This window comes from Tardiphaga sp. 862_B3_N4_1 (assembly GCF_051811085.1).
GTDB classification, from domain to species: domain Bacteria; phylum Pseudomonadota; class Alphaproteobacteria; order Rhizobiales; family Xanthobacteraceae; genus Tardiphaga; species Tardiphaga robiniae.
In genome coordinates this window covers 1,693,286-1,718,202 of sequence record NZ_JBPWQB010000001.1, presented here as the reverse complement: position 1 = coordinate 1,718,202, position 24,917 = coordinate 1,693,286, and the positions used below count along the sequence as shown (strand labels likewise).

Below are 24,917 nucleotides of genomic sequence, written 5' to 3'. Positions count from 1 at the left end.
GTGGACCACCGGATTTTCTCGAAACGACTGCGGGTTAGAAGTCTTTGATCTGCGAAGGGAAATTCTAGTGTGGCTGGGGAACTAGGATTCGAACCTAGACAAACAGAGTCAGAGTCTGTTGTGCTACCGTTACACCATTCCCCAAACGATTCAGAGACTTACGTAAAAATCCAGTCTGGAATCGGTCGGAACAGAGATGCTCATCTCGTTCGGGCGCGTTCTAGCCCGTCCGCCGGACAAAGCGCAAGGCCTCTGGACGGAAATGACGGCTCATTGACACCACTGGTAATGGACAGGCCACGCAGACGCGGCCTGTCCGGTCGCCTTGCCTATTCGCCCGGCCCACCGACCGGGATGGCCATAGGCTCCGGCGCCAGGCGCCTGCTGAGCGCCAGATAGACGCCGCCGCCCACGACGATGCCGGCCAGCCAGCTCAGATCCGCGCCGCCGAGAAGGTTGATCGAGATCGGCCCCTGCAACGCAGGCACCAGACCATCCTGGAACAGCCAGGTGGCGATCAGTCCGGCGAAGAACGCGATCATGCCGCTCCAGTTGATATCGCCATAGATGCTGGTCTCCGGCGACTTGTAGAGTTCGGCGATATCGATCTGGCTCTTCCGCCTGACGAAGAAGTCGGCCAATACCACCCCGGCATAGGGACTCATCCACATCAGCAGGCTGATCAGCCAGTTGTCGAACGCCTTGGCGAAAGACGGCGCGAAGATGAAATACACTGTCACCGCATAGCCGGCGACGCCGACGATCAGCGCCAGCATCGTCCGCGAGAAGCGGACACCCATGCTGAGCGCCGCCAGCGCAGACGAATAGACGTTGAGGATATTGGTGGCGATCGGCCCGTGCAGGACCAGCAGCAGCACGAGAATGCTGGCGATGCCACCGAACACTGCCGACACCATCTTGGCCGGATCGGTGTCCAGCGTCACCGACGCGATGGTGGCGCCGAGAATGGCCAGCCACACCGACGGCACGAACATGCCGACGTAGCTGTACCAGAACACGGCCTTCGACGAGGTCGAACGTGGCACGAAGCGCGAATAGTCCGACGCCCAGGTCACCCAGGAAATGCCCCAGCCCACGCCGACGGCGGTCATCAGCAGCGACAGCATCGCCAGATGCGGGCCCGGTGGCAGCGACGTGGTGTGATTCCAGTTGACGACACCGGGCTGGCTCCAGGCCAGCACGCTCATCAGCACCATGATCACCACCGTGACTGGCACGGTGTATTTCTCGAAGGTGCGGATCGCATAGAAACCATAGGTGCCGATCACCACCTGCGTCACCATCACGATGGTGATCACCACGAGATTGGCGAACCAGCTATCCGCGATGCCGAACTGGCCGAGAATGGCCATGGAGATTTTGACCGGGAAATAGGTGTTCACGCCGATCCAGCCGAGCGTCATCAGGAACATCAACAGGCTCGGCAGATAGGCGCCGCGGCGTCCGAAGGCCGAGCGCGCGAGGACCATCTGGTTGACGCCGGTCTTGTGGCCCATGACCGTGAAGGCGGCGAAGATCGCGGAGCCCGCCGCATTGCCGATGACGATGACCGCGATCGTCTCCCACAGACCGAGCTTGAGAATGATACCAAGGGCGCCGAGCGCCCAGTTCACCGGCGCGATATTGGCGCCCGCCCAGATCCACATCTGCTGCGGCCCGGTGGAATCCCGGTCGGCATCGGGGATCGGTTCGATACTGTGGATGTCTGCCCGCAACTCAGAGTTAGTCATGCTCGCCCCCACGTCAGAAACAACCTGAGGTCAACAAAGCAAGACGCGTACCAATCCCGGCAGAGCGGCTTGCTACTTGTGGGGCACCGGCGGCGTTCCATGGGTGTGGAACGACTCGATGGTCTTGAGGCCCCAGGCCTGCCCCTTCTTGCGCTCCTCCTCGGTCCAGACGATCGGCTTCCAGTCCGGCGCCAGGATCAGCCGTGCGCCGGCATTCGCGACTTCGACGCGGTTGCCGCCGGGCTCGTAGACATAGAGGAAGAAGGTCTGCTGGATCGCATGTTTGTGCGGTCCGGTCTCGATGAACACGCCATTTTCCAGGAAGATATCGGCCGCGCGCAGAATGTCTTCGCGGCTGTCCAGCGCGTAGGTGACGTGGTGAAAGCGCCCCTTGGTGCCGGAGTGATCGCGCGAATAGGCGAAGTCGTAGCTCTTGTTCGACATGGTCATCCACATCGCCGCTTCCGTGCCGTCTTTGAGCACGATCTGCTCGGTCAGCCGGAGCCCCATATAGTGCTCGAAAAACTCGCGGTTGGCCTTGATATCCACCGCAAGGCAGTTGAGGTGATCGAGCCGCCGCACATTGATGCCGCGCGCCGGATAGCGCTGCGCCTGATTTTTAAGCGCCGGCTTGAGTTCCGGCGGCGCCTCGTACCATTCGGTCTCGTAATAGAGTTCGACGATATGTCCGTCCGGGTCGCGGCAGCGAAATGCCGGCCCGTGGCCGAGGTCACCGTCGGTCCAGCCGATATCGTAGCCGGAGCCCTTCAGCGCTGCGACGCGGCGCTCCAGCGCCTGCGGGCTGCGGGCCCGCAGCGCCATGTGTTCCATACCCGACGTGTTCGACGCCGTCAGCTTCAGCGAATAGCGCTCATAGTCGTCCCAGCCACGCAGATAGACCGACTCGCCTTGCCGACCCGACACGGTCATGCCCATCACGTCGACGAAGAATTTGAGACTCTCGTCCGGCTTCGGCGTCAGCAATTCGAGATGGCCGAGATGCGCGAGATCGAAAATGGGTTCGGGAGTCATTGGTCGTTTCCTCCAGTATTCTAGTCGAGCTTACTCGATCCCCTCATGGTGAGGAGCGCGTCTTCGCGCGTCTCGAACCATGAGGAATTGGGCGCTCATCCTTCGAGACGCGGTCGAAGACGACCGCTCCTCAGGATGAGGGCGACGGCGCGCTATCGCAACGCGCGCGTCACGTCGTCGAACAGCTCATCAACGCTGAACCTGCGCGGGATCAGCCCCTGCTGCGCAGAATAGTCTGTAATGAGAGCCAGCGAACGATTCATGGCATCCGCATCGAAAGACAGGCTCTTGCCGGCTGCCGCCGCCCTGCTCGCCTCCAGCATACGGTGGACTTCGCGCACGACGTCGGGCCGCGTATCGGACAATTGCTTGCTGACCACCACCATATGGTTGATCGGTACCACGCCATGCCTGGCCAGCCAGGCTTTCTCTGCAGCGGCTACGTCGGGGAATAGTTGCGCCACCCGTGGATCGTCGCTCTTCTCGCCGAGCACGGCGTCCAGTTCGCCGTCGAACAACATCTGCATGATCGCCTTGCCGGCAGGTGCCTTGGTGGTGCTGTCGACATATTCAGCGACATGCGGCTCCTCGAAGGTGATCCATTCGATCGCATCGAGATTGACGCCGTAGTCATTGGCGAGTATGCCGCGCAGCCACGCGCCCGTTGTCGTCGTAAACGATCGAATACCGACGCGCTTGCCTTCAAGATCCTTAGGTCCGGCAATACCAGCCCCGGGGCTCGTGACCGCGAAGCCAAACTGATGCCGCGCCATCATCACATCAGGCAGCAGCACCATCGGCTTGTCGTAGCTCCTGGCCATCAGATAGGTGACGATGGCCATTTCGGCGATGTCGAAGGCCCCGTCGCGCACCATGGGCTTGAAGCCCTTGTTGGTGGGCTTGTAGTCCGCGAAGTCCAGTTCGACGAGATCAGACGTGATCGCGCCGGATTTCAACGCAGCCGTATGCGGATGATCGCCGAGCAGAATACGAAGCCGCATGCCAGCCTCCTCCCCGCTCAGGCCTGATCGGGATCGTCGACGTAAACCAGACCCGCTTTGGCGAGCGGCTCCCGCATATTGTACATGTCGAGGCCGAGAATACCGGAAGCCAGCTTCTGCCGCTTGGCGTCCTCTTCGGCAAAACGCTTCTCGCCCTTCACCGCAACCTCCGCAGCATGTTTGCGCGGGATCACCACGACGCCGTCTTCATCGGCGACGATGACATCACCCGGCGTCACCTGCGCACCGGCGCAGACCACCGGCACGTTCACCGCGCCGAGCGTCGCCTTGACCGTCCCCTTCGCCGAGATCGCGCGCGACCACACCGGAAAGCCCATCTCGCGCAGCGTCTTGATATCGCGGCAGCCGGCATCGATGATCAGGCCAACACCGCCGCGCGCCTTCAGCGACGTCGCGAGCAGATCGCCGAACATGCCGTCGGTGTTGTCCGTCGTGCAGGCCACCACCAGCATGTCGCCGGGTTTGCACTGCTCGATGGCCACATGCAGCATCCAGTTGTCACCGGGCTGCGCCAGCACCGTCACCGCGGTGCCGGCGGCCTCTGCGCCGGACCACACCGGCCGCATATAGGTCTTCATCAGGCCAAAGCGGCCATAGGCCTCGTGCACCGTGGAGACGCCGAGCGCGCCGAGCCGCTGCACGACGTCGGCATCCGCGCGTTGAATATTCCTGACGACGACGGGTTTCATGCCAGTGTCTCCACGGTCATCGGGAACAGGCGCTGATAGGCTTCGCCATAGGTCATGGCCGCGCCGGTGTTGCGGCCACCCTGCATGCCGCGCTGCAAGGCCACCCGCTCGTAATAGGCCCAGAGGTGTTTTTGCGCAGCGAGAATTTCGAACGTCTTGCGCTTGATGTCCCAGACCTCATCGATGTTGAGGATCACCTGCGGCTTGAAATTGCACATCTCCGGCTGATGCGGCTCGAACAGGAACACCGGCGGCGCGGAGTAGCTGTATTCCGCTTCAGGCTTGTGCCCCATCGCCTGCGCGATGATGCGGGCTTCCTGTGCGGCGGCGGTCGCCGCGGGATGATCGACATTGTAGGGATCTTCGAGCGAATGCGTCAGTACGAAGCTTGGATTGAGCTCCCGATAGATATCGATCAGCCGCTCCTTGTGTGCTTCGGTCAGATGCAACGGATAATCACCGGCATCGAAGAATTCGATCTCGGCGCCGAGCGACGCCGCCGCGCGCTCGGCTTCGTCCTTCCGGCCAGCCTTGACCTTGTCGAGCGTCATACCCGCCTGCTTCCAGGCAAATTGCGACTCGCCGCGTTCGCCATATGCGAGACAGACGATCTTGACGCGATAGCCCTTCTTGGCATGCAGCGCGATGGCGCCGCCGGCGCGCCAGACGAAATCGCCGGGATGGGCTGAGACCACGAGGCCGGTCTTGGCTTTGGACATCGGATGTTCCTTCGGATTTTCGCGTCGCTTAGGTGTCGAATTCAAACAATCGCGCGGGATTGTCGACGAGGATCTTCTGCTGGATCACCGGATCCGGCGCGAAGAGCGGGATCAGATCGACCAGATCGCCATCATTGGGCATCGCCTTGACGTTGGGATGCGGCCAGTCGGTGCCCCAGATCACACGATCCGGCGCGGTCTCGCAGATCTTCTTGGCAAACGGCACGGCATCGGTGAAAGGCGGACCTATGGAGGTCACGCGCTCGCAGCCAGAGACCTTCACCCAGCATTTCTCGTCGCGCTTCATCAGGTCGATCAGGGTGCGGAACGGCTGCTGCTCCAGGCCATCAGCAGCCTTGACGCGGCCCATATGATCGATGGTGTAGATCACCGGCAGCTTCGCCAGCAGGTCGGCATAATCAGGCAGATCGACCGCATCGAAATGCAGATCGACGTGCCAATTCATCGGCGCGATCATGTCGATGATGCGGTGAAACACCTTCATGTCCGGCGTGCCGCCAAGATGCCGCACGAAGTTGAAGCGGCAACCACGGAAGCCACCTTCATGCAGTTCGCGCAGCCCCTTCTCCGTGATCGTGCCATCGATATTGGCCACCGCGCGGTAACGCCCGCCGCTCACCGCAATGGCATCGAGCGCCACGCGGTTGTCCGTGCCATGCACGCTGGCATTGACGATGACGGCGCGGCCGATGCCGAGCTTCTTGTGCAGCGCCTGGAAGTCCTCCAGCGGCGCGTCCGGCGGAATGTAGGAGCCGACATATGGGTACTTAGCGCCGGGGCCGAAGATATGCGTATGCGCGTCGCAGGCCAGCGGCGGCAGCTTGAACTTCGGCGTTTTAGTATGCGGATCGGGACCGGGAACGGTTGGCTTCGTCATTGTTTCGGAATTCCTGCCTTCTCGATCACGGCGGTCCATTTGGCGATATCGTCAACCAGCCGGGCCTTCAGTTCGTCGGGCGAACTCGCTTTCGCCTCGATGCCGAGATCGAGCAGCTTCTGCTTCACATCGGGCATCGCCAATACTTCGCGCAGGCCCGCATTCAACCGCGCAATCGCTTCGGGCGGCGTACCTGACGGTGCGAACAGCGCATTCCATGACACCACGTCATAGCCCTTCACGCCCCCCTCGATCATCGTCGGTACATCTTTCAGGATCACCGAACGGGATTCGCCCGTGGTCCCGACAGGACGCATCTTGCCATCCTGCAGCGCGGATTTCATCCCGACATAATTGTCGATCATCACATCGATGTCTTCGCGCAACAGCCCGACAATGACTTCCGGCGTTCCGCGATAGGGCACGATCTGGAAGTTGATCCCGGCCGTGGATTTGAGCAATTCGGCCGACAGGTTCTGGGTGCTGCCGACGCTGATGGTGCCGACATTCAATTTGCCGGGATTGTCGCGCGCGAACTTGATGACGTCGGCCAGCGTCTTGTGTTGCGAATTCGTATTGGTGCCGACAATGAAATCGAAGAAGCCGATGCTGGAGATCGGCGCAAAGTTCTTTACGGGATCGAATGGCAGGTTCTTGAACAGCGGTACGCTGACGGCGGTGCCGTTGCTGAGCAGCGCCAGCGTATAGCCATCCGGCTGCGACGACAGTACTGCGCGCGCCGCAACGACTCCGCCAGCGCCCGGCATGTTCTCGATCACGAGACGCTGGCCGAGATTGTCGCCGAGCTTCTCGGCCACGATGCGGATGGTGATGTCAGCGACACCGCCGGCCGCGAACGGCACAATCACGCGAATGGGCTTGGTCGGATAGCCGGACTGGGCCTGCGCCACAGGTACCGCGTTCGTGAGGAATATCGCACCAAGCGCCAAATGCGCGGCGCTCAGCAGATGCTTGAGCCTGGTCGGGAAGCGGAGCGTCATGATGGATTGAAGACGCTTGATGCGTCCACCCTTGCCGTTTTTATGTCGGTACCCATGGCCGTCACGTCATCGCGACAAGGCTATGGACCGTTCTGCTCCCGCAGTAACCAATTCCGATATATGAAACAAATGAGAAATCTGGGATAATCGTGCAGTCTCCTGCATATATCCTGCCGAGCGGATTATCCCGCAGCCTGGAAGTATTTGCGGGTCAGGTCGATCAGCGCCTGCGCCGGCTTGCTCACCGGCTGTCCACGCTTGACGATGATGCCGACCGTCCGGCTGACACTTGGGTTGCGCAGCGGCACAGCGACCAGTCCGGCAGTTCCCTGCGTCGCCACTGCGATACTGGGGACCACGGCGATGCCGAGCTTCTCGAACACCATGCCCACCGCCGTCTGCAGATGCTGCACCTCGTAGCGCCAGTTCAGCTTGTCGCGGCGATGGCCGAGCGCGTCGTCGATCAGGGCCCTATTGCCGGCCTGCGGACTGATACGGATCAGCGGCATATCCTCGAGATGCGACCAGGCCACGAACTTGCGCTGCGCAAAGGCATGATCCTTCGTGCACAACAGGACGAAGCGCTCCTTGATCAGCGGGGTGACAGCCAGATCCCATATATTGGTCGCCGTGATCGTGATGCCGAACTCTGCCTGGCCGGACTGCACCAGCGTGGCGATCTCACTGGCTGAATTGTCGTGGATCTTGATCGAAATTCCCGGATGCGCCGCATTGAACTGCTTCAGCACCCGCGGCAGGTGATAGGCGGCGATGGTCGGCAGGCAGCCGAGTGCGATGTGTTCCTGCCGCTTGCGGCCTCGCGCCCTGAGCAAATCGATGGAGTCTGAGAGTTCCCCGATCATCCGCCGTGCGGTCGGCAGCAGTTCCAGCCCGGCCGGGGTCAGTGCCACCTGCCGCGTGGTGCGGGCCAGCAGCTGAAAGCCGAGATCCTCTTCCAGTTTCTTGATCCGGTGGCTCAGCGCCGTCTGCGACAGATTGAGGTGCGCGGCCGCGCGAGAGAAGCTGCCCCGCTCCGCGATGCTCAGAAACGCCTGCAGGCCGGGAAAATCGATGCGCATGAGAGGTCCGTGCACGGCCGAAGGCGGCCGCGCTGAGATAACGCGGCGACGACGACCCATGCAAGGTCAGGACGCCAGCCTATGCCGACCTCGCGGGCTGGTTAAAACCGCGTAAAGCCAGATCGCCAGCCACAAGCGACAAGGTATCCAGTGCCGGAGTTTCCGCGTTCCAGTGCGGAGCTAATTCCGCAATGCAAGTTTGACGAGCAGAGCCCACCGATAGCCCGCGGACGCGCCTTAACAATTTGTCCAGTCCCTGACCTGCATAGTCGGCCCAACCGGGGCGTGAGACGCGAATTCATCAATGACCAGTTTAAACGCAGCGGCGTCGTTCGGGCGCATTATCTCAGTTCGCGGCTCGCTGGCCCGGGTCGGCTTGCTCGCCGTGAACCCGATGACACCCTCGGAGATGCGCGGCACCGTCGGCCGCTTCGTCAGCATCCGTTGCGCCTCCTCGACCATCATTGCCATGATCACGGAAGTGTCCGCCGAGAACATGCATGCATCTGACATGTATATCGCGAGTGCCTCGGTCGATCTGCTCGGCGAGATCATAGGGCACGGAGACAAGGCCAAATTCCAGCGCGGCGTCACCAACTATCCCACCATCGACGACATCGTCGATCTGATCAGCAATCACGATCTGCGCACGGTCTATGCGCCGTCCGGCTCCGAGCAGATCAACGTGGGCACGCTGCAGCAAGACAAGTCGGTCGCCGCTTATGTCGACGTCGAGGAAATGCTGAGCAAGCACTTCGCGGTGCTCGGCTCCACCGGTGTCGGTAAATCCACCGGCGTGTCGCTGCTGCTCAATGAAATCCTGAAGTCGCGCCCGCATCTGCGCATCTTCCTGCTCGACGTGCATAACGAATATGGCCGCTGCTTCGGCGATAAGTCGCTGGTGCTGAACCCGCGCAATCTGAAACTGCCGTTCTGGCTGTTCAATTTCGAGGAAATCGTCGACGTGCTGTTCGCCGGCCGCCCCGGCGTGCCCGAAGAGCTCGAAATCCTCTCGGAAGTCATTCCGATCGCCAAGGGCGTCTACACGCAATACCAGAACGCCGACCGCATCGGCCTCAAGCGCATCGATCCGAAGACCATCGGCTACACCGTCGATACGCCGGTGCCCTATCGCCTGGTCGATTTGATCTCGCTGATCGACGAGCGCATGGGCAAGCTCGAGAACCGCTCGTCGCGCATCCAGTATCACAAGCTGATCTCGCGCATCGAAGCGGTGAAGAACGATCCGCGCTACGCCTTCATGTTCGACAACGCCAATGTCGGCGGCGACACCATGGCGGAAGTGATCAGCCATCTGTTCCGCCTGCCCGCCAACGGCAAGCCGATGACCATCATGCAGCTCGCCGGCTTCCCCGCGGAAGTCGTCGACTCCGTGGTGTCGGTGCTCTGTCGTATGGCATTCGATTTCGGCCTGTGGAGTGACGGCGCCTCGCCGCTGCTGTTCGTCTGCGAGGAAGCGCATCGCTACGCCTCCGCCGACCGCAATATCGGCTTTGGCCCGACCCGCAAGGCAGTGTCGCGCATCGCCAAGGAAGGCCGCAAATACGGCGTCTATCTCGGCCTTGTGACACAGCGTCCGGCAGAACTCGACGCCACCATCATTTCCCAGTGCAACACACTGTTCGCCATGCGCCTTGCCAACGAGCGCGACCAGGCGCTGCTGCGCTCCGCGGTGTCGGATGCCGCTGCCAACCTGCTCTCCTTCGTGCCGTCACTCGGCACCCGCGAAGTGCTCGCCTTCGGTGAAGGCGTCGCATTGCCGACCCGCCTGCGTTTCAAGGAAGTGCCGCCGCATCAGCTGCCGCGCTCCGAGGCCACCATCGCGACGGTGCCGTCGGTGGCTGCCGGTCACGACATGCAGTTCGTCAGCGCGGTGCTGGAACGCTGGCGCGGCGCCACCTCGCATCGCGAGGTACCGAACGATCCCGGCTTCATCGAGCGGCCGCTGGCAACGCCGAGCCGCAGCGTCGAAGCCCCGATGCTGCAACCCTCGCTCGGCCTCGATCCGGATCGCTTCTCGCTGCTCAAGAAGCCACTACGTTAATCGCATCAGCATGCATTGCCGCAAGCGCTTTGCGGTGACGGCGTGATCGCCTATGGTCTCGTGAAACAGAAACGTTCACGGGAATGCCAGATGACCCAGCCGATTGCGCAACGCTTTCCGACACCCGCCCTCGACAAGCTGCCCGAGGACATCCGCACGCGCATTATGGGCGTGCAGGAAAAGTCCGGCTTCGTGCCGAACGTGTTCCTGTCGCTGGCCTATCGTCCCGACGAATTCCGCGCGTTCTTCGCCTATCACGACGCCCTGATGGACAAGGACAGCGGGCTGACCAAGGCCGAGCGTGAGATGATCGTGGTCGCGACATCAGCCGCCAACCAGTGCCATTATTGCGTCATCGCGCATGGTGCGATCCTGCGCATTCGCGCCAAGAACCCGACCATCGCCGACCAGATCGCCGTCAACTACCGCAAGGCCGACATCACGCCGAAGCAGCGTGCGATGCTGGATTTCGCCATGAAAGTGAGCCGGTCCGCCGAGACCATCGGCGAGCAGGATTTCGCCGAGATCTCCGGCCACGGCTTCAGCGACGACGATATCTGGGACATCGCCGCGATCTCGGCCTTCTTTGCACTGTCGAACCGGATGGCCAATGTCACCAACATGAAACCCAATGACGAGTTCTATATGATGGGCCGGCTGCCGAAGTAATGGCACGGGCTTAGAAGGATCTCGCAGTGCTCGACTGGTCGGACATCATCTTGCGTCTGGGCGTCGCCGCCCTCGTTGGCGGCGCTATCGGCCTCAACCGCGATCTGCATGGCAAGCCCGTGGGCGTGCGCACGCTGGGGCTCGTCAGCCTGGCCACTGCCATGATCGTAGTGCTGGCCGATCCGCTCGGCAAAGGCGGCTTCACGGATGCGGGAAGCCGGGTCATTCAGGGCGTGCTCACCGGCGTCGGCTTTCTCGGTGCCGGCGTGATCTTTCATGCCGAGCGGCATTTCCGTGTCCGCGGCCTGACCAGCGCCGCCTGCGTCTGGCTGACCGCCTGTGTCGGCATCATGTGCGGCGCCGGTCACTGGCGCATCGTCACCGTCTCGGTGGTGATCGCCTTCCTCGTGCTGCTGCTCGGCGGAAGGATCGAACGCGCCCTGCATCGCGTGCTCGGCGGCAAAGGCGACCCCGCTGCGATCCCGATGGATGCGCCTCAGTCGTCGGACGCCGGTCCGCACCAGCCGGGCAAATAGATCGCATCTTTGCTTTTGGCGATCGCCAGCGCTTTCTCCAATGCCTTGGCGAAATCGGCCTCGATCTCCTTGGTGGAGAGCCGGCTGCGAAACAGGTCCGCCCAGAGGAATTCGCTGAACGGCGTAGTGTCCTTGGCATAGCCGCCGGCGCGGCGAATTTCGCCTGCCAGGCTGCGGAACGGATCGTCCTTCAGGCCCGTCACCGATTTCGGAATGTCCTTGAAGTGTCGTCGCTCGCCCTTGGCGTCATAGGGATAGGCCCAGCGGCGGTGATCGAGCACGCCCCAGAAGGCTTTCATATCGACCATCGTGAGATCCGCGATCACGGTGACGAGCACATCCTTCACGCCTTCGTCATGCAACGCACGTGCGAGATGATGGTGGTCGACCACGTAGTGACGCTGATCCGGCCCCAGCACCACGGGGATCATGTGCTGGCCGAGCAGTTCGGCCTGTTTGCGCTTGGACTTATGCGCGCGCCATCGTTTGCGCTTCTCCTTCACCTCGCGCATGCCCACCGTCATCTGCGTTGGCCGCAGCGACAAGATCGGGACCGGATGCAGCAACGGTTCGCGTGTGTTCGGCATATGGCCTCCCATATCTGATGTCTGTCCGGAACGAACTATGGCATGGCCGCTGCGCCGATGCGGATCAGTTCCACGTCATCTCTGCCGATCGCCGCATCCGTGCCATGCGGACTTTATCTGCGCGAAGCGGCCGCCTCGTGTTAGACTGCGACATCGCATGCGCAGACCCACGACCATGAAGACCCAGCAGCCGATTATCAGAGAAGATGACGAGCACCGCGTGCTTCGCTTCGTGCCCCGCACCTCCGACACGCTGCCACACCATCCCACCGCTCCCGCCGACCACCCCCGCCGCCGCCAAACCACCGGCGCCAGCGAGCTGTCCCGCTATCAACGGGCACAGGACGACCCCGACGACTTCCGCCACCGGATGCTGGCCAATAGCGCAGCCTTCGGCTTTACGGTGATCCTGGTGGGTGTCGGGATCTGGCTCGCGGTCAGCATCGCGGATCTCCGCAAAACCCAGGATTGCGTGTTGATGGGCCGCCGCGACTGCGCCCATATTGTTGCGCCGCACGGCTGAGGCGCGCCAAACCCTCTTTCCACAGCCCACAGCGGCTGGTGAGCGGGCGCTCAACTGCATTGAACTGCCGCCCCCGCTCCGATATACGGGCAATCGACTCTATACGGCGGACCGGGACTGCCCCGGGGCGAAGCCCTGTCTTTGCGCGCGCCGATCGAACATTATCTTCAATATATCAAAGGCTTAGTAATGTCCTCCACATTCGATCAGGTCGCTACAATCATCGCCGAGACTTGCGACATTCCCCGCGACACGATCACACCGGAAAGCCACGCCATCGACGATCTGGGGATCGACAGCCTCGACTTCCTGGATATCGCTTTTGCGATCGACAAGGCGTTCGGGATCAAGCTGCCGCTGGAAAAATGGACCCAGGAGGTCAATGACGGCAAGGCGACCACCGAGCAGTATTTCGTCCTGAAGAACCTCAGCGCGCGCATCGACGAATTGGTCGCGGCCAAGGGCGCGTAACGCCCCGCCATGAACCTCGAATATTTTCACCTGATCGACCGCATCACCGACCTCAATGTCGGCGAACGGACGATCACGGTCGAAGCCAACGTTCCCGAGACCAGCACCATCTTCGAGGGCCACTTCCCGGGCTACCCGCTGATGCCCGGCGTGCTGCTGATCGAGTCGATGGCGCAGACTTCGGGCTGGCTGCTAATCGCGCTGATGAAGTTCGAACGCATGCCGTTTCTGGCCGCGGTGAAGGAAGCCAAGATGCGTACCTTCATCACGCCCGGCACGAAGCTGGACATCAACGCCAGCGTGCTGCACGAAGGCGACGGCTTCTACATGACCACTGTCAAGATCAAGGTCGACGGCAAGCTGACCTGCAACGCGCAGCTCACCTTCAAGACCGTCCCGTTCCCCCATCCGGATCTGCGCGGACACATGGACATCGTGGCCGAGCGCATCGGATTTCCCTTACAGGCGATCACCAATGGCTGAAACCCGACCGATGACATCCGAGCCGGTGGAAGCGTGGATCACCGGCATTGGCCTCGCCACGTCATTGGGCGAAGGCCCTGACGCGCATTGGGATGCGTTGAACAACAAGCGCATCAACGTCGATGAAACCGGCTTCGCTCCGAACATCGTCCACCCCCTCGCGCCGGTCTCTTACGACGCGCAGATCCCCAAGAAGGGCGATCAGCGTCAGATGGAAGCCTGGCAGCGGATCGGCACCTATGCCGCCGGCCTCGCGCTGGATTCGGCTGGCGTCAAAGGCAACAAGGACATCCTGTCGAGGATGGACATGATCGTTGCCGCCGGTGGCGGTGAGCGCGATCTGGCCGTCGATTCCGGCATCCTGAATTCGGCCGGCTACGGCGCAGCGACCCCGGGCCTACTCAACGAAAAGCTGCTCAACGACCTCAGGCCAACGCTGTTTCTGGCGCAGCTTTCCAATCTGCTCGCCGGCAATATCGCCATCGTGCACGGCGTCACCGGTTCGTCCCGCACCTTCATGGGCGAGGAAGCCGCCGGCGTGGACGCCGCGCGCATCGCACTGGCCCGCATCGCCGACGGCCAGAGCGACATCGCGCTGATCGGTGCCGCACATAATGGTGAGCGCAAGGACCTGCTGCTGCTGTACGAATTCGACGACTTCAACCTGAAGAACAAGTTCGAAACCGTCTGGGCGCGCGAGAAGAATTCCGGCTTTGCGCTCGGCTCTGCCGGCGCATTCCTCGTCATCGAATCCAGGGCGCATGCAGAAGCGCGCGGTGCCAAGCCTCTCGCACGTCTCAAGAGCGTGGTTGCCGATCATGCCCGTCGCAAGACTCCCGGCGAAGTCACGGCGTCGCTGCAGGGGCTGTGGTCGAAACTCGGCGCGAAGAACGACGCGGCGATCATCACCGGTGCGACCGGCGCTGAGCCCGTGACGTCCGAAGAGCGCACGTTCCTGAAGGATCATGCCGACGTCGCCATCCGCGGCACCGGCACCCTCTTTGGCCATACGCTCGAAACCCAATTCCCGCTCGGCCTCGGCCTTGCGGCGCTTGCGATCTCGCGCGGCGCGATGTTTCCGCCGAACGATTCAACCGGCCTCGAGATTGAAAAGTCCGGCAAGCCCACCCAGATTGTGGTGATCGGCGCCGGTCATTGGCGCGGCGAAGGCATGGCGCTGGTTGAAGCCATCTAGAACCCAACTGGGCTCTAGATTTTTCTTATGTTTGAGCAAGATCCTATCCGAAAACCGGCATCCGCTTTTCGGGATCATGCTCAAGTTAAGCGGTCGACGCGGCCGACGGAGAGAGCATGACTGCAACGCGCGATAAATTCGGCCGACCAATCGTTGTCGTTACCGGCATGGGTGTTGCGACATCTCTCGGCGCCGGCAAAGAGGACAACTGGGCCAAGCTCACCGCCGGCGAATCCGGCATTCGCACCATCACGCGTTTTCCCACCGACGGCATGAAGACGACGATGGCAGGCACGATCGATTTCGTGCCGGTCGAGCCGTTTTCCTCCACCGACCTCTCCGAGAAGCTCGGCGAGCTGGTCACCGAGGAAGCCATCGCACAGGCCAATATCGGCAGCAAGGGTGACTTCCCCGGCCCGCTGTTCCTCGCGGTTGCGCCCGTCGAAGTCGAATGGCCGCAACGCCAGGTGCTGGCCAGGGCCGCTGGCGCCAATAGCGACATCAATTACGACACGCTGCTGCGCGTCGCGGGCGGCGGCAAGTTCGTTCAGTATCATCGCCGCTTCCTGTTCGGCTCTGTCGCCGACCATCTCGCCGACACGTTCGGCACCAAAGGCTCGCCGATCTCGCTGTCGACCGCTTGCGCCTCTGGCGCGACCGCGATCCAGCTTGGTGTCGAAGCGATCCGCCGCGGCGAAGCCGATGCGGCGCTGTGCGTGGCCACCGACGGCTCGGTGAACCCGGAAGCGCTGATCCGCTTCTCGCTGCTGTCAGCACTCTCGACCCATAACGACCCGCCCGAGAAGGCCGTGCGCCCCTTCGCGAAGAACCGCGATGGTTTCGTGATGGCCGAAGGCGCCGGTGCGCTGGTCCTGGAAAGCCTGGAGGCCGCTACCGCGCGCGGCGCCAAGATCCTCGGCATTGTTGCCGGTTGCGGCGAGCTCGCCGACTCCTTCCACCGCACCCGTTCCAGCCCGGACGGCAAGCCGATCATCGGATGCGTGAACAACGCGCTGGTGGATGCTGGCCTGACGTCCGACCAGATCGACTACATCAACGCCCATGGCACCGGCACGCCGGAAAACGACAAGATGGAGTATCTCGGCATTTCCAGTGTGTTCGGTGAGCGCGCCAAAGAAATTCCGGTCTCGTCCAACAAGTCCATGGTCGGCCACACCCTCTCCGCCGCCGGCGCCGTCGAGGCGGTGTTCTCGCTGCTGACCCTGGAACACCAGCGGATCCCGCCGACGATCAATTACGATGTTCCCGATCCGGCCATTCCATTCGACGTGGTTCCCAATACCGCCCGCGATGCACGCGTGACGGCCGTGATGTCGAATTCCTTCGGCTTTGGCGGCCAGAATGCTTCGCTGATCCTCACCGGCGAGCCCGTTTAGGGCTCCTTGGTCTCACAGGCCCCCTCGCCGGTTGACGTCATGGCGTGAACCGGCGATACGCAGGCCATCCGAAATCAACCTTTCTTGCCGGAGACGCGGTTCATGCGTGCGCTCAATCTTGTTGCCGATCGCGAGCTTGTCGTCGCCGACGTCCCGCCGCCCCCGCCGCCTGCTGCCGGCGAAGTGCAGATCCGCGTCAAGGCGGTCGCCCTCAATCATATCGACGTCTGGGGCTTCCGCGGCATGGCCTTCGCCAAGCGCAAGCTGCCGCTGTCGATCGGCGCCGAAGCTTCGGGCGAGATCGCTGCCGTCGGCGAAGGCGTCACCAACCTGAAGCCGGGCCAGAAAGTCGTGATGTATGGCGCGCTGACCTGCGGTCACTGCAAGGCCTGTCAGGAAGGCCGTGACAATTTCTGCGAGAACGTCGGCGGTCTCTACGGCTTCCACATCGACGGCTTCTCGCGCGAACTGATGAACATGCCAGCGCGTCTGGTGATCCCCGTCCCCGACGGCATCAACTTCCGCGACGCCGCCTGTGCCCCGATCGCCTTCTCGACCGTGCAGCACATGCTGTTCGACAATGCCAAGCTGCAGCCCGGCGAGACTATTCTCGTTCACGCCGGCGGCTCCGGCATCGGTACCGTCGCGATCATGATGGCCAAGAAAATTGGCTGCACCGTCATCACTACCGTGGGTGACGACAGCAAGATCGAAGGCGTCAAGGCGCTCGGCGCCGACCACGTCATCAACTATCGCAAGGATCGCTTCGAAGGCGAGACCCGCAAGATCACCAAGAAGAAGGGCGTCGATGTCGTGTTCGAACACGTCGGTGCCGACACCTTCAACGGCTCGCTGCTGGTGATGAAGCGCGGCGGCCGCCTGGTCACCTGCGGTTCGACCTCGGGCCCGACCACCACGATCAACCTGATGCAGCTGTTCCAGCAGCAATACCGCATCTTCGGTTCGTTCGGCGCCACCATGAAGAACATCAGTGAAAGCCTCGACAAGATGGCTGACGGCATGCTGCCGGTGATCGATACCGAAGTGCCGATCAGCGATGTCGAGACCGCGCTGAAGCGGATGGAAACCCGCCAGGTGTTCGGCAAGATCATCGTTCACTTCTGATGCTCCGCCTGCTGCTTCGCACCAAGGCCCGCATTCGCGATGCCCTGAAGCCTGCAGGCGACGCCGCTGTCGGTGCGCTGACGATCGGCATCCTGCGCAGCACGCGCTATTTCGATCCGGTGAAGACCGCCAATCTGTTCGGCAAGATCACGCAGCGTATCGGGCCGCTGTTTCGCGAAGACAAGATCGGCCGCGCCAACCTCACCGCCGCCTTCCCCGAAAAATCACCGGAAGAGATCGACAGGATCCTCGCTGGCGTCTGGGACAATATGGGGCGCGTCGGCGCGGAGTTCGCGCATCTCGACCAGATCTGGGATTACGACCCGGCACATCCGACCAAACCGAGCAACGTCGAATTCTCGGCGCGGACGGCGGAAATTTTCGATCAGCTGCGCGACGACGGCAAGCCGGCGCTGATTTTCGCGAGCCATCTCGGTAATTGGGAGATTCCGGCGCTTGCTGCCGTCGCGCACGGCCTCGACGCCGCCGTGTTGTATCGCCGGCCGAACAGCGCCGCTGCTGACCGCGCCATTCATCAGACACGCGCGATCAACATGGGCAATCTCATTCCAGCCAGCCATGACGCACCGCTCAAGCTCGCGCACGCGCTGAACGAGGGCAAGCACGTCGCCATGCTGGTGGATCAATGGTTCACCAACGGCGTCCCGGTGGACTTCTTCGGCCGCAAGACCAACGCCAATCCGATGCTGGCACGACTGTTGCGCCAGGTCGATTGCCCGATCCACGGCGTTCGTATCATCCGCCTGCCCGATCATCGGTTCCGCATCGAAGTCTCCGAAGAGGTGAAACCGGTGCGCGATGCCAATGGCAGGGTCGACGTTCAGGGCACGATGCAGGCGGTGACGTCCGTGCTGGAAGGCTGGATCCGGGAATATCCCGAGCAGTGGCTGTGGCTGCATCGGCGCTGGCGATAACACTCAGCGTCCCGTCTTCACCTTCGTCCATAACCGGTTGATCACACGCTGCGTCGCCGGATCGCGTGCGGTAATGACGAACAGCTTCTGCAGCATCGCCGCATCCGGATAGATCGTCTTGTCGTTCAGGATTTTCGGATCGATCAGCTTCTGGCTGGCGAGATTGCCATTGGCATAACCGAGGAAATCTGAATTCTTTGCAGCGACGTCCGGCCGGTAGAGATAGTCGATCAGCTCATAGGCCTCATTGACGTTCTTGGCATCGGCCGGGATTGCCAGATTGTCGAAGAACATCTGCGCGCCCTCCTTCGGCACCGCATAACCGATCTCGACGCCGTTCTTGGCTTCCTCGGCGCGCGCACGCGCCTGAATGATGTCACCGGACCAGCCGACCACGAGGCAGATATCGCCGGTTGCCAGTGCGCTCAGATATTCGGAGGAGTGAAACTTGCGGACATTGCCTCTGATCTTGCCGACGAGATCGGCCGCCTTTTCGAGGTCTGGCTGTTTGGTCGAATTCGGATCGAGGCCCAGCGCATTCAGCGCCGCCGGCAGAATGTCGTCGGCGGAATCCAGCATATGGACGCCGCAATCCTTGAACTTCGCAAGATTCTCCGGCTTGAAGACGATATCCCAGCTATCGATTTTTGCGTCGGGCCCGAGGATTTTCGCGACCTGCTTGACGTTGTAGCCGATGCCCGTGGTGCCCCACATGTAGTTCGCGGCAAACTGATTGCCGGGATCGTAGATCGCGAGACGCTTGGTCACCTCCGGCCAGGCATTGGCGAGGTTCGGCAGCTTCGCCTTGTCGAGCTTCTGGAACACCTTTGCGGTGATCTGGCGCTGCAGGAAATACGCGGTTGGCACCACAACGTCGTAGCCGGACTTGCCGGCCAGCAGCCGCGTCTCCAGCGTCTCGTTGGCATCGAAGGTGTCATAGACGACCTTGATGCCGGTCTCCCTGGTGAAGGCCTCCAGCACACCGGGCGCCATGTAGTTCGACCAGTTGTAGAAGTTGACGACACGCTCTGCCTTCTGGTCTTGCGCCTGCACCGGCAAGGACCACAGCAGCGCCGCTCCGACGACCCACGCGATCCCGTGCTTGCCCATGCGCATCAACTTCCCCTAGCGGCGATGAACGGCGTTGGACAGGCGTTCCAGCGCGGTATCGAGCGTTGCGTCGTTCTTGGCGAAACAGAAACGCACCACCGAGGTCACCTTGTCCTGCTCATAAAAGGCCGACACCGGAATGGCCGCGACCTTGTAGTCGTAGACGAGACGCCGGCAGAAATCCTCGTCGGTCTCGTTCAGTCCCAGCGGCGACAGATCGACGGTGAGGAAGTACGTGCCCTGCGACTTGATGACGGGAAAGCCGATACTTTCCAGACCTGCGGCCAGACGATCGCGGCTACGCGCGAGATCGGCGCGCATCGTCTTGAAGTAATCGTCGGACTTGCCGAGACCATAGGCCACCGCAACCTGCAGATTTGGCGCCGTCGTGAAGGTGAGAAATTGATGCACCTTGGCGCAGACGCGCAGGAGATGCGGCGCGGCGCAGACGAAGCCGATCTTCCAGCCGGTGAGCGAGAAGATCTTGCCGGCGGAGCCAACCTTGATAGTGCGATCACGCATGCCGGGAATGGTGATCAGCGGGATATGGTCGTGGCCGTCGAAGGTCACATGTTCCCAGACTTCGTCGCAGATCGCGATCGTATCGAATTCCTGACAGAACTTCGCCAGCAGTTCGAGATCCTCGCGCGGCGACACCACGGCAGCCGGATTGAGCGGGCTGTTGAACAGCACGGCCTTGGTCTTGTGATTGAAGACCGCGCGCAGGTCTTCCTCCGTGAGGCGCCAGTGCGGCGGCTTGAGGCTGACCAGACGCGGAATGCCGCCGGCCTGCCGGATGATCGGCAAATAAGAATCGTAGACCGGCTGGAAGCACACGACTTCGTCGCCGGGCTCCACCACCGCAAGGATCGACGAGGTCAGCGCCTCGGTACCGCCGGAGGTCACCATTACCTCGGTCATCGGATCGAGCGAGAGCTTGTGCCAGTGCTGGTAATGCGTGGCGATCGCCTGACGCAGCTCCGGGATGCCCATCATCGACGGATACTGGTTATAGCCGTTCAGCACCGCATCGGCGGCCGCCTGACGGATATCGTCGGGACCGGGATGATCGGGAAAGCCCTGCCCGAGATTGATGGCGTTGTGGTCGCGCGCGAGCTGCGACATCGCCTCGAACACCGTGACGGGCAGCTCAGAGAATATCTTGTTCATCGAGCGATCAGCCAACCTTTGTCGGCAGGCCTGCGGCCTTCCATCCAAGGATTCCACCGGCGAGGTGCTTGTCATAGGCAAGGCCATCGGCCTGCGCGGCCAGCGAGGCCGTCACCGAGCGCTTGCCGGAGCGACATGCGAAGACGATCTGCTTGCCCGCAGGATCGGGCAGATCGGCGCTATCGAAGCCCGACAGCGGCACCACGACGGCATCCGGATAGGCCTCGACCGCGACCTCGTTGGGTTCGCGCACGTCAACCAGCAAATACTTGCCTTCAGTGATCCCCTTGGACACTTCCTCGGGCGTCAAATCGTGAACGGTATGAGCTTCGCCTGCCACCACAACCTCCTGCCGCCCCGGTGTCCGGAGCGAATGCGAAGGGGCGGAAACGCCCCTGTTTTCGGGCGCCAACGTCGCCTCTCGCGAGGCGAAAATCAAGCGTTGGAAGAGCTTATTGTCGGGCCTGATCCTGCCCGAAAGCCGCAGGCCCGCTTTTCGGAATCAGGCCTAGATAGTCACCTGCGTGCCTACCTCGACCACCCTCCCCGTGGGGATCTGGAAATAGTCGGTCGCGTCATTGGCAGTGCGGCTGAGCGCGATGAACAGATGGTCCTGCCAGCGCGGCATGCCGGAATGCACCGCAGGCTTCAGCGCCCTGCGCGAGAGAAAGAACGAGGTCGACATGATGTCGAACTGCCAGCCGGTCTTGCGCGCAATCGCGAGGGATTTCGGCACATTCGGCGATTCCATGAAGCCGAAGCGCAGCGTCACTTTCGAGAAGGTCGCGCTGATCTCTTCCATGCGCACCCGCTCACTGGGATCGATGCGCGGCGTTGGTGCGGTTTCGATGGTGAGAATAACGTTCTTCTCGTGAAGCACTTTGTAGTGTTTCAGACTATGCATCAGCGCCGTCGGCGCACTCTGCGGATCGCTGGTGAGAAATACCGCCGTGCCGGACACGCGCTGCGGCGGACGTTTCTCCAGCATGGCCACAAGATCGGCCAGCGGAAACTCCAGCTTGCGCGACTTCTCGAACAGCAGGCGGCTGCCGCGCCGCCACGTATACATCATGAGAATGATCACGCCGCCCATCACCAGCGGCACCCAGCCGCCGTCGAACACTTTCAAGAGGTTCGCGGTGAGGAACGTGACGTCGATCACCAGAAACGGCACGATCAGCGCCGCAGCCGCGATCGGCGACCACTTCCAGCCGCGCCAGATCACCACAAAGCCCATCATCGCAGTGACGACCATGGTGCCGGTGACCGAGATGCCATAGGCCGAGGCCAGCGAGCTCGATGACTTGAACAGCACGACAAGCACGATCACAGCGATGAACAGCAGCATATTGACGCGCGGAATGTAGATCTGGCCGGAATGCGACTCCGATGTGTGCCGGATTTCGAAACGCGGCAGCAGGCCAAGCTGGATCGCCTGCTGCGTCAGCGAATAGGCGCCGGTGATCACGGCCTGACTCGCAATCACGGTGGCAGTCGCCGCGAGGATCACCATGGGGATCAGCGCCCAGTCGGGAAACATCAGATAGAACGGATTTTCGAGCGCGGTGGGATCATGCATCACCAGCGCAGCCTGGCCGAAATAGTTGATGGCCAGCGACGGCAGCACGAGAAACAGCCAGGCCAGCTGGATCGGCTTTTTGCCGAAATGGCCGAGATCGGCATAGAGCGCTTCGGCGCCGGTCACGGCGAGAAACACTGCGCCCAACGTCACGAAGGCGATGATGCCGTGATGGAACATGAAGTAGATCGCGTGCACGGGATTGAGTGCCGCGAGCACTTCAGGATGCTTCACGATCTGCGGAATGGCCGCTACCGCGATCACGATGAACCATAGGCACATGATCGGTCCGAAGAACGTCGCGACCTTCGCAGTCCCACGCGATTGCACGGCGAAAAGCGCCACAAGGATCACGATGGTGAGCGGTACAACATAGGGATCGAAGGCGGTGGTGACGAGCTTGACGCCCTCGATGGCCGAGAGCACGGACAGCGCCGGCGTGATCACCGCGTCGCCATAGAACAACGCCGCGGCGATGATGCCGAGCATCACCACCACCGGCCCGCTCGATCCGATCGCGCGCTGGGCCAGCGCCATCAGGGCCAGCGGGCCACCCTCGCCGTTATTGTCGGCGCGCAGCAGCAGCACGACATATTTGAGCGTCACGACGATGATCAGGGCCCACAGAATCAGCGAGAGGACGCCCAGGATTGCTTCATTGTCGATGCCGGGCGCCTTGTGGCCCCCGGCCGCGACCAGCGCCTCACGGAGCGCGTAAAGCGGGCTGGTGCCGATGTCGCCATAGACGACACCGATACTGCCCATGACGAGCGAGCCGAAGCTGGCCGTCGAGTGCCCATGGGTAGGGTCCGCCGGGGATGCCGCGGCGGGAGATGCGCTATCGATGGTCATGGAAACGGCCTCGAAGACTTCTGAATCGCAGGTCTCTGAACAGCGGGGCAGCGAGGCCGTTCCCGGCCCCGATGATCACACTCGTTATAGCGCAAATCGGGGAACCGGACATGACAAAAGATGCTTAGATCGTCACCTGAGTACCGACCTCCACCACGCGTCCGGTGGGGATCTGGAAATAGTCGGTGGCGTCGTTCGCCGAACGGCTGAGCGCGATGAACAGATGGTCCTGCCACAGCGGCATGCCGGATTGCGCCGACGGCTTCAGCGAGCGCCGCGACACGAAGAACGACGTCGCCATGATGTCGAACTGCCAGCCGAGTTTACGCGCGACGACGAGCGCCTTGGGCACGTTCGGCGATTCCATGAAGCCGAAGCGCAGCTTTACCATCGAGAATTTGTCGCTGATATTCTCCATGCGAACGCGTTCGGCCAGATCGACCTTCGGCGTTTGCGCAGTCTCGATGGTCAGGATCACATTGTGTTCGTGCAGAACCTTGTTGTGCTTCAGATTATGCAGCAGCGCCGTCGGCACGAATTCGGGATCGCTGGTGAGAAACACCGCGGTGCCCTTCACGATATGCGGGGGGCGCTTTTCCAGACTCTTGATAAGATCGCGCAGCGGCACTTCGATACGGCGCGTCTTGGTGATCAGGATCGCCGCGCCGCGGCGCCAGGTCCAGATCATGCCGGCCATCAGTACGCCGAACAGCAGCGGCACCCAGGCGCCTTCCAGCAGTTTCAGGAGATTGGCACTGAGGAAGGCCAGATCGACGAACACCAGCGGCGCGATGATCGCAGCGGCAGTCGCGGCCTTCCAGTTCCACAGCTTCCATATCACCACAAAGCCCATGATGCCATCGGCCACCATGGTGGTGGAGACCGCGATGCCATAGGCCGAGGCCAGACCACTCGACGATTTGAACAGCAGCACCAGCAGCAGCACACCAATCAGCAGCAGACGATTGACCCGAGGCAAATAGATCTGGCCGGCATGGGTCTCGGAGGTGAAGCGCACTTCGAAACGCGGCAACAGGCCGAGCTGCACCGCCTGACGCACGAGCGAATATGCTCCTGTGATGACGGCCTGGCTCGCAATCACGGTCGCGGCCGTCGCTAGCGCGATCAACGGCAACAGCATCGATTCCGGTGCCATTCGATAGAACGGATTTTCGATCGCGGCCGGGTTCGACAGCACGAGCGCGCCCTGCCCGAAATAATTGATCATCAACGCCGGCAGTACGAAGAAGAACCAGCCGTATTGAATTGGCCTGCGACCGAAATGGCCGAGATCGGCATAGAGCGCCTCGCCGCCGGTGACGGCCAGGAAGACTGCGCCTAGGGTCACCAGACCGATGGTCCCGTGGGTCAGCATGAACTGCACGGCATAATACGGATTGATCGCCTTCAGCACCGTCGGATCATCGAAGATATGCGAGGCGCCCATCAGCGCCAGCGCCGTGAACCAGATGATCATCACCGGACCGAAGGCGGAGGCCACCTTGGCGGTGCCAATACGCTGTACGGAGAACAGCACGACGAGAATCGCGACCGTGACCGGCACGACGTAAGGTTCGAGCGCAGGTGCCTTGAGCTTGAGGCCTTCCACCGCCGAGAGCACCGAGATCGCCGGAGTGATCATGGAATCGCCGATGAACATCGAGGCGCCGATCACGCCCAGTACCATCAGCGGCAAGCTCCGCCGACCCAAGGCACGCTGGCCGAGCGCCATCAGCGACAGTGTTCCACCCTCGCCATTGTTGTCGGCGCGCAGCAGGAACAGCACATATTTGGCAGTGACGACGATGAACAGCGCCCACAGGATCAGCGAGAGCACGCCGAGCACGATGACGGGCGTCACCGGCGCGCCATGAGTCGCGCCGTGTACCGCCTCGCGGAATGCGTAAAGCGGCGACGTTCCGATGTCGCCGAACACGACGCCGATACTGCCGACCGTGAGCGACCAGAAGCCGGTATGAACCGGAACTTCGATCGGTCCCTCGCCTGTTGTTTCCGTAACGGCCATTCT

The 24,917-nt window shown here is 61.9% G+C and carries 24 protein-coding genes and 1 tRNA gene; 10 read left to right on the top strand and 15 right to left on the bottom strand.

Features of this window, described 5'->3' with window-relative positions:
• Window positions 1–70: 70 nt before the first annotated feature.
• From AB8B02_RS07915 to AB8B02_RS07875, 9 genes are all read right to left on the bottom strand, one after another.
• Window positions 71–144, bottom strand: a tRNA-Gln gene (locus AB8B02_RS07915).
• 185 nt (window positions 145–329) lie between these two features.
• Window positions 330–1,751: a purine-cytosine permease family protein gene (locus AB8B02_RS07910; RefSeq protein ID WP_439063621.1), complete on the bottom strand. Its 1,422-nt coding sequence runs from the start codon at window positions 1,749–1,751 to the stop codon at window positions 330–332.
• 72 nt (window positions 1,752–1,823) lie between these two features.
• Window positions 1,824–2,783 carry a catechol 2,3-dioxygenase gene (locus tag AB8B02_RS07905; RefSeq protein ID WP_439063620.1) on the bottom strand — a complete coding sequence of 320 codons (960 nt, stop codon included), beginning with the start codon at window positions 2,781–2,783 and terminating at the stop codon, window positions 1,824–1,826.
• A gap of 152 nt (window positions 2,784–2,935) precedes the next feature.
• Window positions 2,936–3,784, bottom strand: a complete 849-nt coding sequence (locus AB8B02_RS07900) for an ABC transporter substrate-binding protein (RefSeq protein ID WP_439063619.1) — start codon at window positions 3,782–3,784, stop codon at window positions 2,936–2,938.
• A gap of 17 nt (window positions 3,785–3,801) precedes the next feature.
• The gene (locus AB8B02_RS07895; protein ID WP_089267178.1) at window positions 3,802–4,494 is read right to left on the bottom strand and encodes a 4-carboxy-4-hydroxy-2-oxoadipate aldolase/oxaloacetate decarboxylase; all 693 of its coding nucleotides are present in this window, start codon (window positions 4,492–4,494) and stop codon (window positions 3,802–3,804) included.
• Window positions 4,491–5,213, bottom strand: coding sequence for a PIG-L deacetylase family protein (locus AB8B02_RS07890; RefSeq protein WP_089267177.1), 723 nt, complete (start codon window positions 5,211–5,213; stop codon window positions 4,491–4,493). The genes AB8B02_RS07895 and AB8B02_RS07890 overlap by 4 nt, the downstream gene beginning before the upstream one ends.
• 28 nt (window positions 5,214–5,241) lie before the next feature.
• Complete coding sequence (locus tag AB8B02_RS07885; protein WP_439063618.1) at window positions 5,242–6,111, bottom strand: amidohydrolase family protein; 870 nt, start codon at window positions 6,109–6,111, stop codon at window positions 5,242–5,244.
• Entirely contained in the window at window positions 6,108–7,112 is a 1,005-nt protein-coding gene (locus AB8B02_RS07880; protein ID WP_439063617.1) for a Bug family tripartite tricarboxylate transporter substrate binding protein, read from the bottom strand. The genes AB8B02_RS07885 and AB8B02_RS07880 overlap by 4 nt, the downstream gene beginning before the upstream one ends.
• A 182-nt stretch (window positions 7,113–7,294) precedes the next feature.
• Complete coding sequence (locus tag AB8B02_RS07875; protein WP_439063616.1) at window positions 7,295–8,191, bottom strand: LysR family transcriptional regulator; 897 nt, start codon at window positions 8,189–8,191, stop codon at window positions 7,295–7,297.
• Window positions 8,192–8,495: 304 nt separating this feature from the next.
• Here AB8B02_RS07875 and AB8B02_RS07870 point away from each other — a divergent pair, with 304 nt between their 5' ends.
• The 3 genes from AB8B02_RS07870 (at window position 8,496) to AB8B02_RS07860 (ending at window position 11,461) form a co-directional block, all read left to right on the top strand.
• Window positions 8,496–10,256 (top strand): ATP-binding protein, encoded by a 1,761-nt coding sequence (locus AB8B02_RS07870; RefSeq protein WP_439063615.1) that lies wholly within the window; start codon window positions 8,496–8,498, stop codon window positions 10,254–10,256.
• 90 nt (window positions 10,257–10,346) lie between these two features.
• Window positions 10,347–10,925 (top strand): peroxidase-related enzyme, encoded by a 579-nt coding sequence (locus AB8B02_RS07865; protein ID WP_439063614.1) that lies wholly within the window; start codon window positions 10,347–10,349, stop codon window positions 10,923–10,925.
• A gap of 26 nt (window positions 10,926–10,951) precedes the next feature.
• A complete protein-coding gene (locus tag AB8B02_RS07860) occupies window positions 10,952–11,461 on the top strand; it encodes an MgtC/SapB family protein (protein ID WP_439063613.1) in 510 nt (169 codons plus the stop codon).
• Here AB8B02_RS07860 and AB8B02_RS07855 read toward each other — a convergent pair.
• Window positions 11,422–12,048, bottom strand: coding sequence for a ParB-like protein (locus AB8B02_RS07855; RefSeq protein ID WP_439063612.1), 627 nt, complete (start codon window positions 12,046–12,048; stop codon window positions 11,422–11,424). The genes AB8B02_RS07860 and AB8B02_RS07855 overlap by 40 nt on opposite strands.
• A gap of 175 nt (window positions 12,049–12,223) precedes the next feature.
• Between AB8B02_RS07855 and AB8B02_RS07850 the strand changes: the two genes are divergently transcribed.
• The 7 genes from AB8B02_RS07850 (at window position 12,224) to AB8B02_RS07820 (ending at window position 18,177) form a co-directional block, all read left to right on the top strand.
• The gene (locus AB8B02_RS07850; protein ID WP_439063611.1) at window positions 12,224–12,571 is read left to right on the top strand and encodes a hypothetical protein; all 348 of its coding nucleotides are present in this window, start codon (window positions 12,224–12,226) and stop codon (window positions 12,569–12,571) included.
• A 189-nt stretch (window positions 12,572–12,760) separates the two neighbouring features.
• Window positions 12,761–13,042, top strand: coding sequence for an acyl carrier protein (locus AB8B02_RS07845; protein ID WP_002711294.1), 282 nt, complete (start codon window positions 12,761–12,763; stop codon window positions 13,040–13,042).
• Between the two features lie 9 nt (window positions 13,043–13,051).
• A complete protein-coding gene (locus AB8B02_RS07840; protein WP_093758902.1) occupies window positions 13,052–13,525 on the top strand; it encodes a 3-hydroxyacyl-ACP dehydratase FabZ family protein in 474 nt (157 codons plus the stop codon).
• A complete protein-coding gene (locus AB8B02_RS07835; protein WP_439063610.1) occupies window positions 13,518–14,720 on the top strand; it encodes a beta-ketoacyl-ACP synthase in 1,203 nt (400 codons plus the stop codon). Before AB8B02_RS07840 ends, AB8B02_RS07835 begins: the two co-directional genes overlap by 8 nt.
• A gap of 116 nt (window positions 14,721–14,836) precedes the next feature.
• Window positions 14,837–16,117 (top strand): beta-ketoacyl-ACP synthase, encoded by a 1,281-nt coding sequence (locus AB8B02_RS07830; protein WP_439063609.1) that lies wholly within the window; start codon window positions 14,837–14,839, stop codon window positions 16,115–16,117.
• Window positions 16,118–16,219: 102 nt separating this feature from the next.
• Complete coding sequence (locus AB8B02_RS07825; RefSeq protein ID WP_439063608.1) at window positions 16,220–17,242, top strand: zinc-binding dehydrogenase; 1,023 nt, start codon at window positions 16,220–16,222, stop codon at window positions 17,240–17,242.
• Complete coding sequence (locus AB8B02_RS07820; RefSeq protein ID WP_439063607.1) at window positions 17,242–18,177, top strand: lipid A biosynthesis lauroyl acyltransferase; 936 nt, start codon at window positions 17,242–17,244, stop codon at window positions 18,175–18,177. Before AB8B02_RS07825 ends, AB8B02_RS07820 begins: the two co-directional genes overlap by 1 nt.
• A gap of 3 nt (window positions 18,178–18,180) precedes the next feature.
• Here AB8B02_RS07820 and AB8B02_RS07815 read toward each other — a convergent pair whose 3' ends face one another.
• The 5 genes from AB8B02_RS07815 to AB8B02_RS07795 all read right to left on the bottom strand — a co-directional run bounded on the left by AB8B02_RS07815 (window position 18,181) and on the right by AB8B02_RS07795 (window position 24,914).
• A complete protein-coding gene (locus AB8B02_RS07815) occupies window positions 18,181–19,293 on the bottom strand; it encodes a polyamine ABC transporter substrate-binding protein (RefSeq protein WP_439063606.1) in 1,113 nt (370 codons plus the stop codon).
• A gap of 9 nt (window positions 19,294–19,302) precedes the next feature.
• Entirely contained in the window at window positions 19,303–20,457 is a 1,155-nt protein-coding gene (locus tag AB8B02_RS07810; RefSeq protein WP_439063605.1) for an aminotransferase, read from the bottom strand.
• A 7-nt stretch (window positions 20,458–20,464) separates the two neighbouring features.
• On the bottom strand, window positions 20,465–20,797 hold the full coding sequence (locus tag AB8B02_RS07805; RefSeq protein WP_093758906.1) for a rhodanese-like domain-containing protein: 333 nt from the start codon (window positions 20,795–20,797) through the stop codon (window positions 20,465–20,467).
• A gap of 168 nt (window positions 20,798–20,965) precedes the next feature.
• Entirely contained in the window at window positions 20,966–22,888 is a 1,923-nt protein-coding gene (locus tag AB8B02_RS07800) for a potassium transporter Kup (protein WP_439063604.1), read from the bottom strand.
• A gap of 124 nt (window positions 22,889–23,012) precedes the next feature.
• A complete protein-coding gene (locus tag AB8B02_RS07795; RefSeq protein WP_089267162.1) occupies window positions 23,013–24,914 on the bottom strand; it encodes a potassium transporter Kup in 1,902 nt (633 codons plus the stop codon).
• Window positions 24,915–24,917 lie beyond the last annotated feature (3 nt).

Bases quoted from the DNA above. Each gene is read 5' to 3' on its own strand.
- AB8B02_RS07910 (WP_439063621.1), bottom strand. From the start codon at position 1,751: ATGACTAACTCTGAGTTGCGGGCAGACATCCACAGTATCGAACCGATC.
- AB8B02_RS07905 (WP_439063620.1), bottom strand. From the start codon at position 2,783: ATGACTCCCGAACCCATTTTCGATCTCGCGCATCTCGGCCATCTCGAA.
- AB8B02_RS07900 (WP_439063619.1), bottom strand. From the start codon at position 3,784: ATGCGGCTTCGTATTCTGCTCGGCGATCATCCGCATACGGCTGCGTTG.
- AB8B02_RS07895 (WP_089267178.1), bottom strand. From the start codon at position 4,494: ATGAAACCCGTCGTCGTCAGGAATATTCAACGCGCGGATGCCGACGTC.
- AB8B02_RS07890 (WP_089267177.1), bottom strand. From the start codon at position 5,213: ATGTCCAAAGCCAAGACCGGCCTCGTGGTCTCAGCCCATCCCGGCGAT.
- AB8B02_RS07885 (WP_439063618.1), bottom strand. From the start codon at position 6,111: ATGACGAAGCCAACCGTTCCCGGTCCCGATCCGCATACTAAAACGCCG.
- AB8B02_RS07880 (WP_439063617.1), bottom strand. From the start codon at position 7,112: ATGACGCTCCGCTTCCCGACCAGGCTCAAGCATCTGCTGAGCGCCGCG.
- AB8B02_RS07875 (WP_439063616.1), bottom strand. From the start codon at position 8,191: ATGCGCATCGATTTTCCCGGCCTGCAGGCGTTTCTGAGCATCGCGGAG.
- AB8B02_RS07870 (WP_439063615.1), top strand. From the start codon at position 8,496: ATGACCAGTTTAAACGCAGCGGCGTCGTTCGGGCGCATTATCTCAGTT.
- AB8B02_RS07865 (WP_439063614.1), top strand. From the start codon at position 10,347: ATGACCCAGCCGATTGCGCAACGCTTTCCGACACCCGCCCTCGACAAG.
- AB8B02_RS07855 (WP_439063612.1), bottom strand. From the start codon at position 12,048: ATGCCGAACACACGCGAACCGTTGCTGCATCCGGTCCCGATCTTGTCG.
- AB8B02_RS07850 (WP_439063611.1), top strand. From the start codon at position 12,224: ATGAAGACCCAGCAGCCGATTATCAGAGAAGATGACGAGCACCGCGTG.
- AB8B02_RS07845 (WP_002711294.1), top strand. From the start codon at position 12,761: ATGTCCTCCACATTCGATCAGGTCGCTACAATCATCGCCGAGACTTGC.
- AB8B02_RS07840 (WP_093758902.1), top strand. From the start codon at position 13,052: ATGAACCTCGAATATTTTCACCTGATCGACCGCATCACCGACCTCAAT.
- AB8B02_RS07835 (WP_439063610.1), top strand. From the start codon at position 13,518: ATGGCTGAAACCCGACCGATGACATCCGAGCCGGTGGAAGCGTGGATC.
- AB8B02_RS07830 (WP_439063609.1), top strand. From the start codon at position 14,837: ATGACTGCAACGCGCGATAAATTCGGCCGACCAATCGTTGTCGTTACC.
- AB8B02_RS07825 (WP_439063608.1), top strand. From the start codon at position 16,220: ATGCGTGCGCTCAATCTTGTTGCCGATCGCGAGCTTGTCGTCGCCGAC.
- AB8B02_RS07820 (WP_439063607.1), top strand. From the start codon at position 17,242: ATGCTCCGCCTGCTGCTTCGCACCAAGGCCCGCATTCGCGATGCCCTG.
- AB8B02_RS07815 (WP_439063606.1), bottom strand. From the start codon at position 19,293: ATGCGCATGGGCAAGCACGGGATCGCGTGGGTCGTCGGAGCGGCGCTG.
- AB8B02_RS07810 (WP_439063605.1), bottom strand. From the start codon at position 20,457: ATGAACAAGATATTCTCTGAGCTGCCCGTCACGGTGTTCGAGGCGATG.
- AB8B02_RS07800 (WP_439063604.1), bottom strand. From the start codon at position 22,888: ATGACCATCGATAGCGCATCTCCCGCCGCGGCATCCCCGGCGGACCCT.
- AB8B02_RS07795 (WP_089267162.1), bottom strand. From the start codon at position 24,914: ATGGCCGTTACGGAAACAACAGGCGAGGGACCGATCGAAGTTCCGGTT.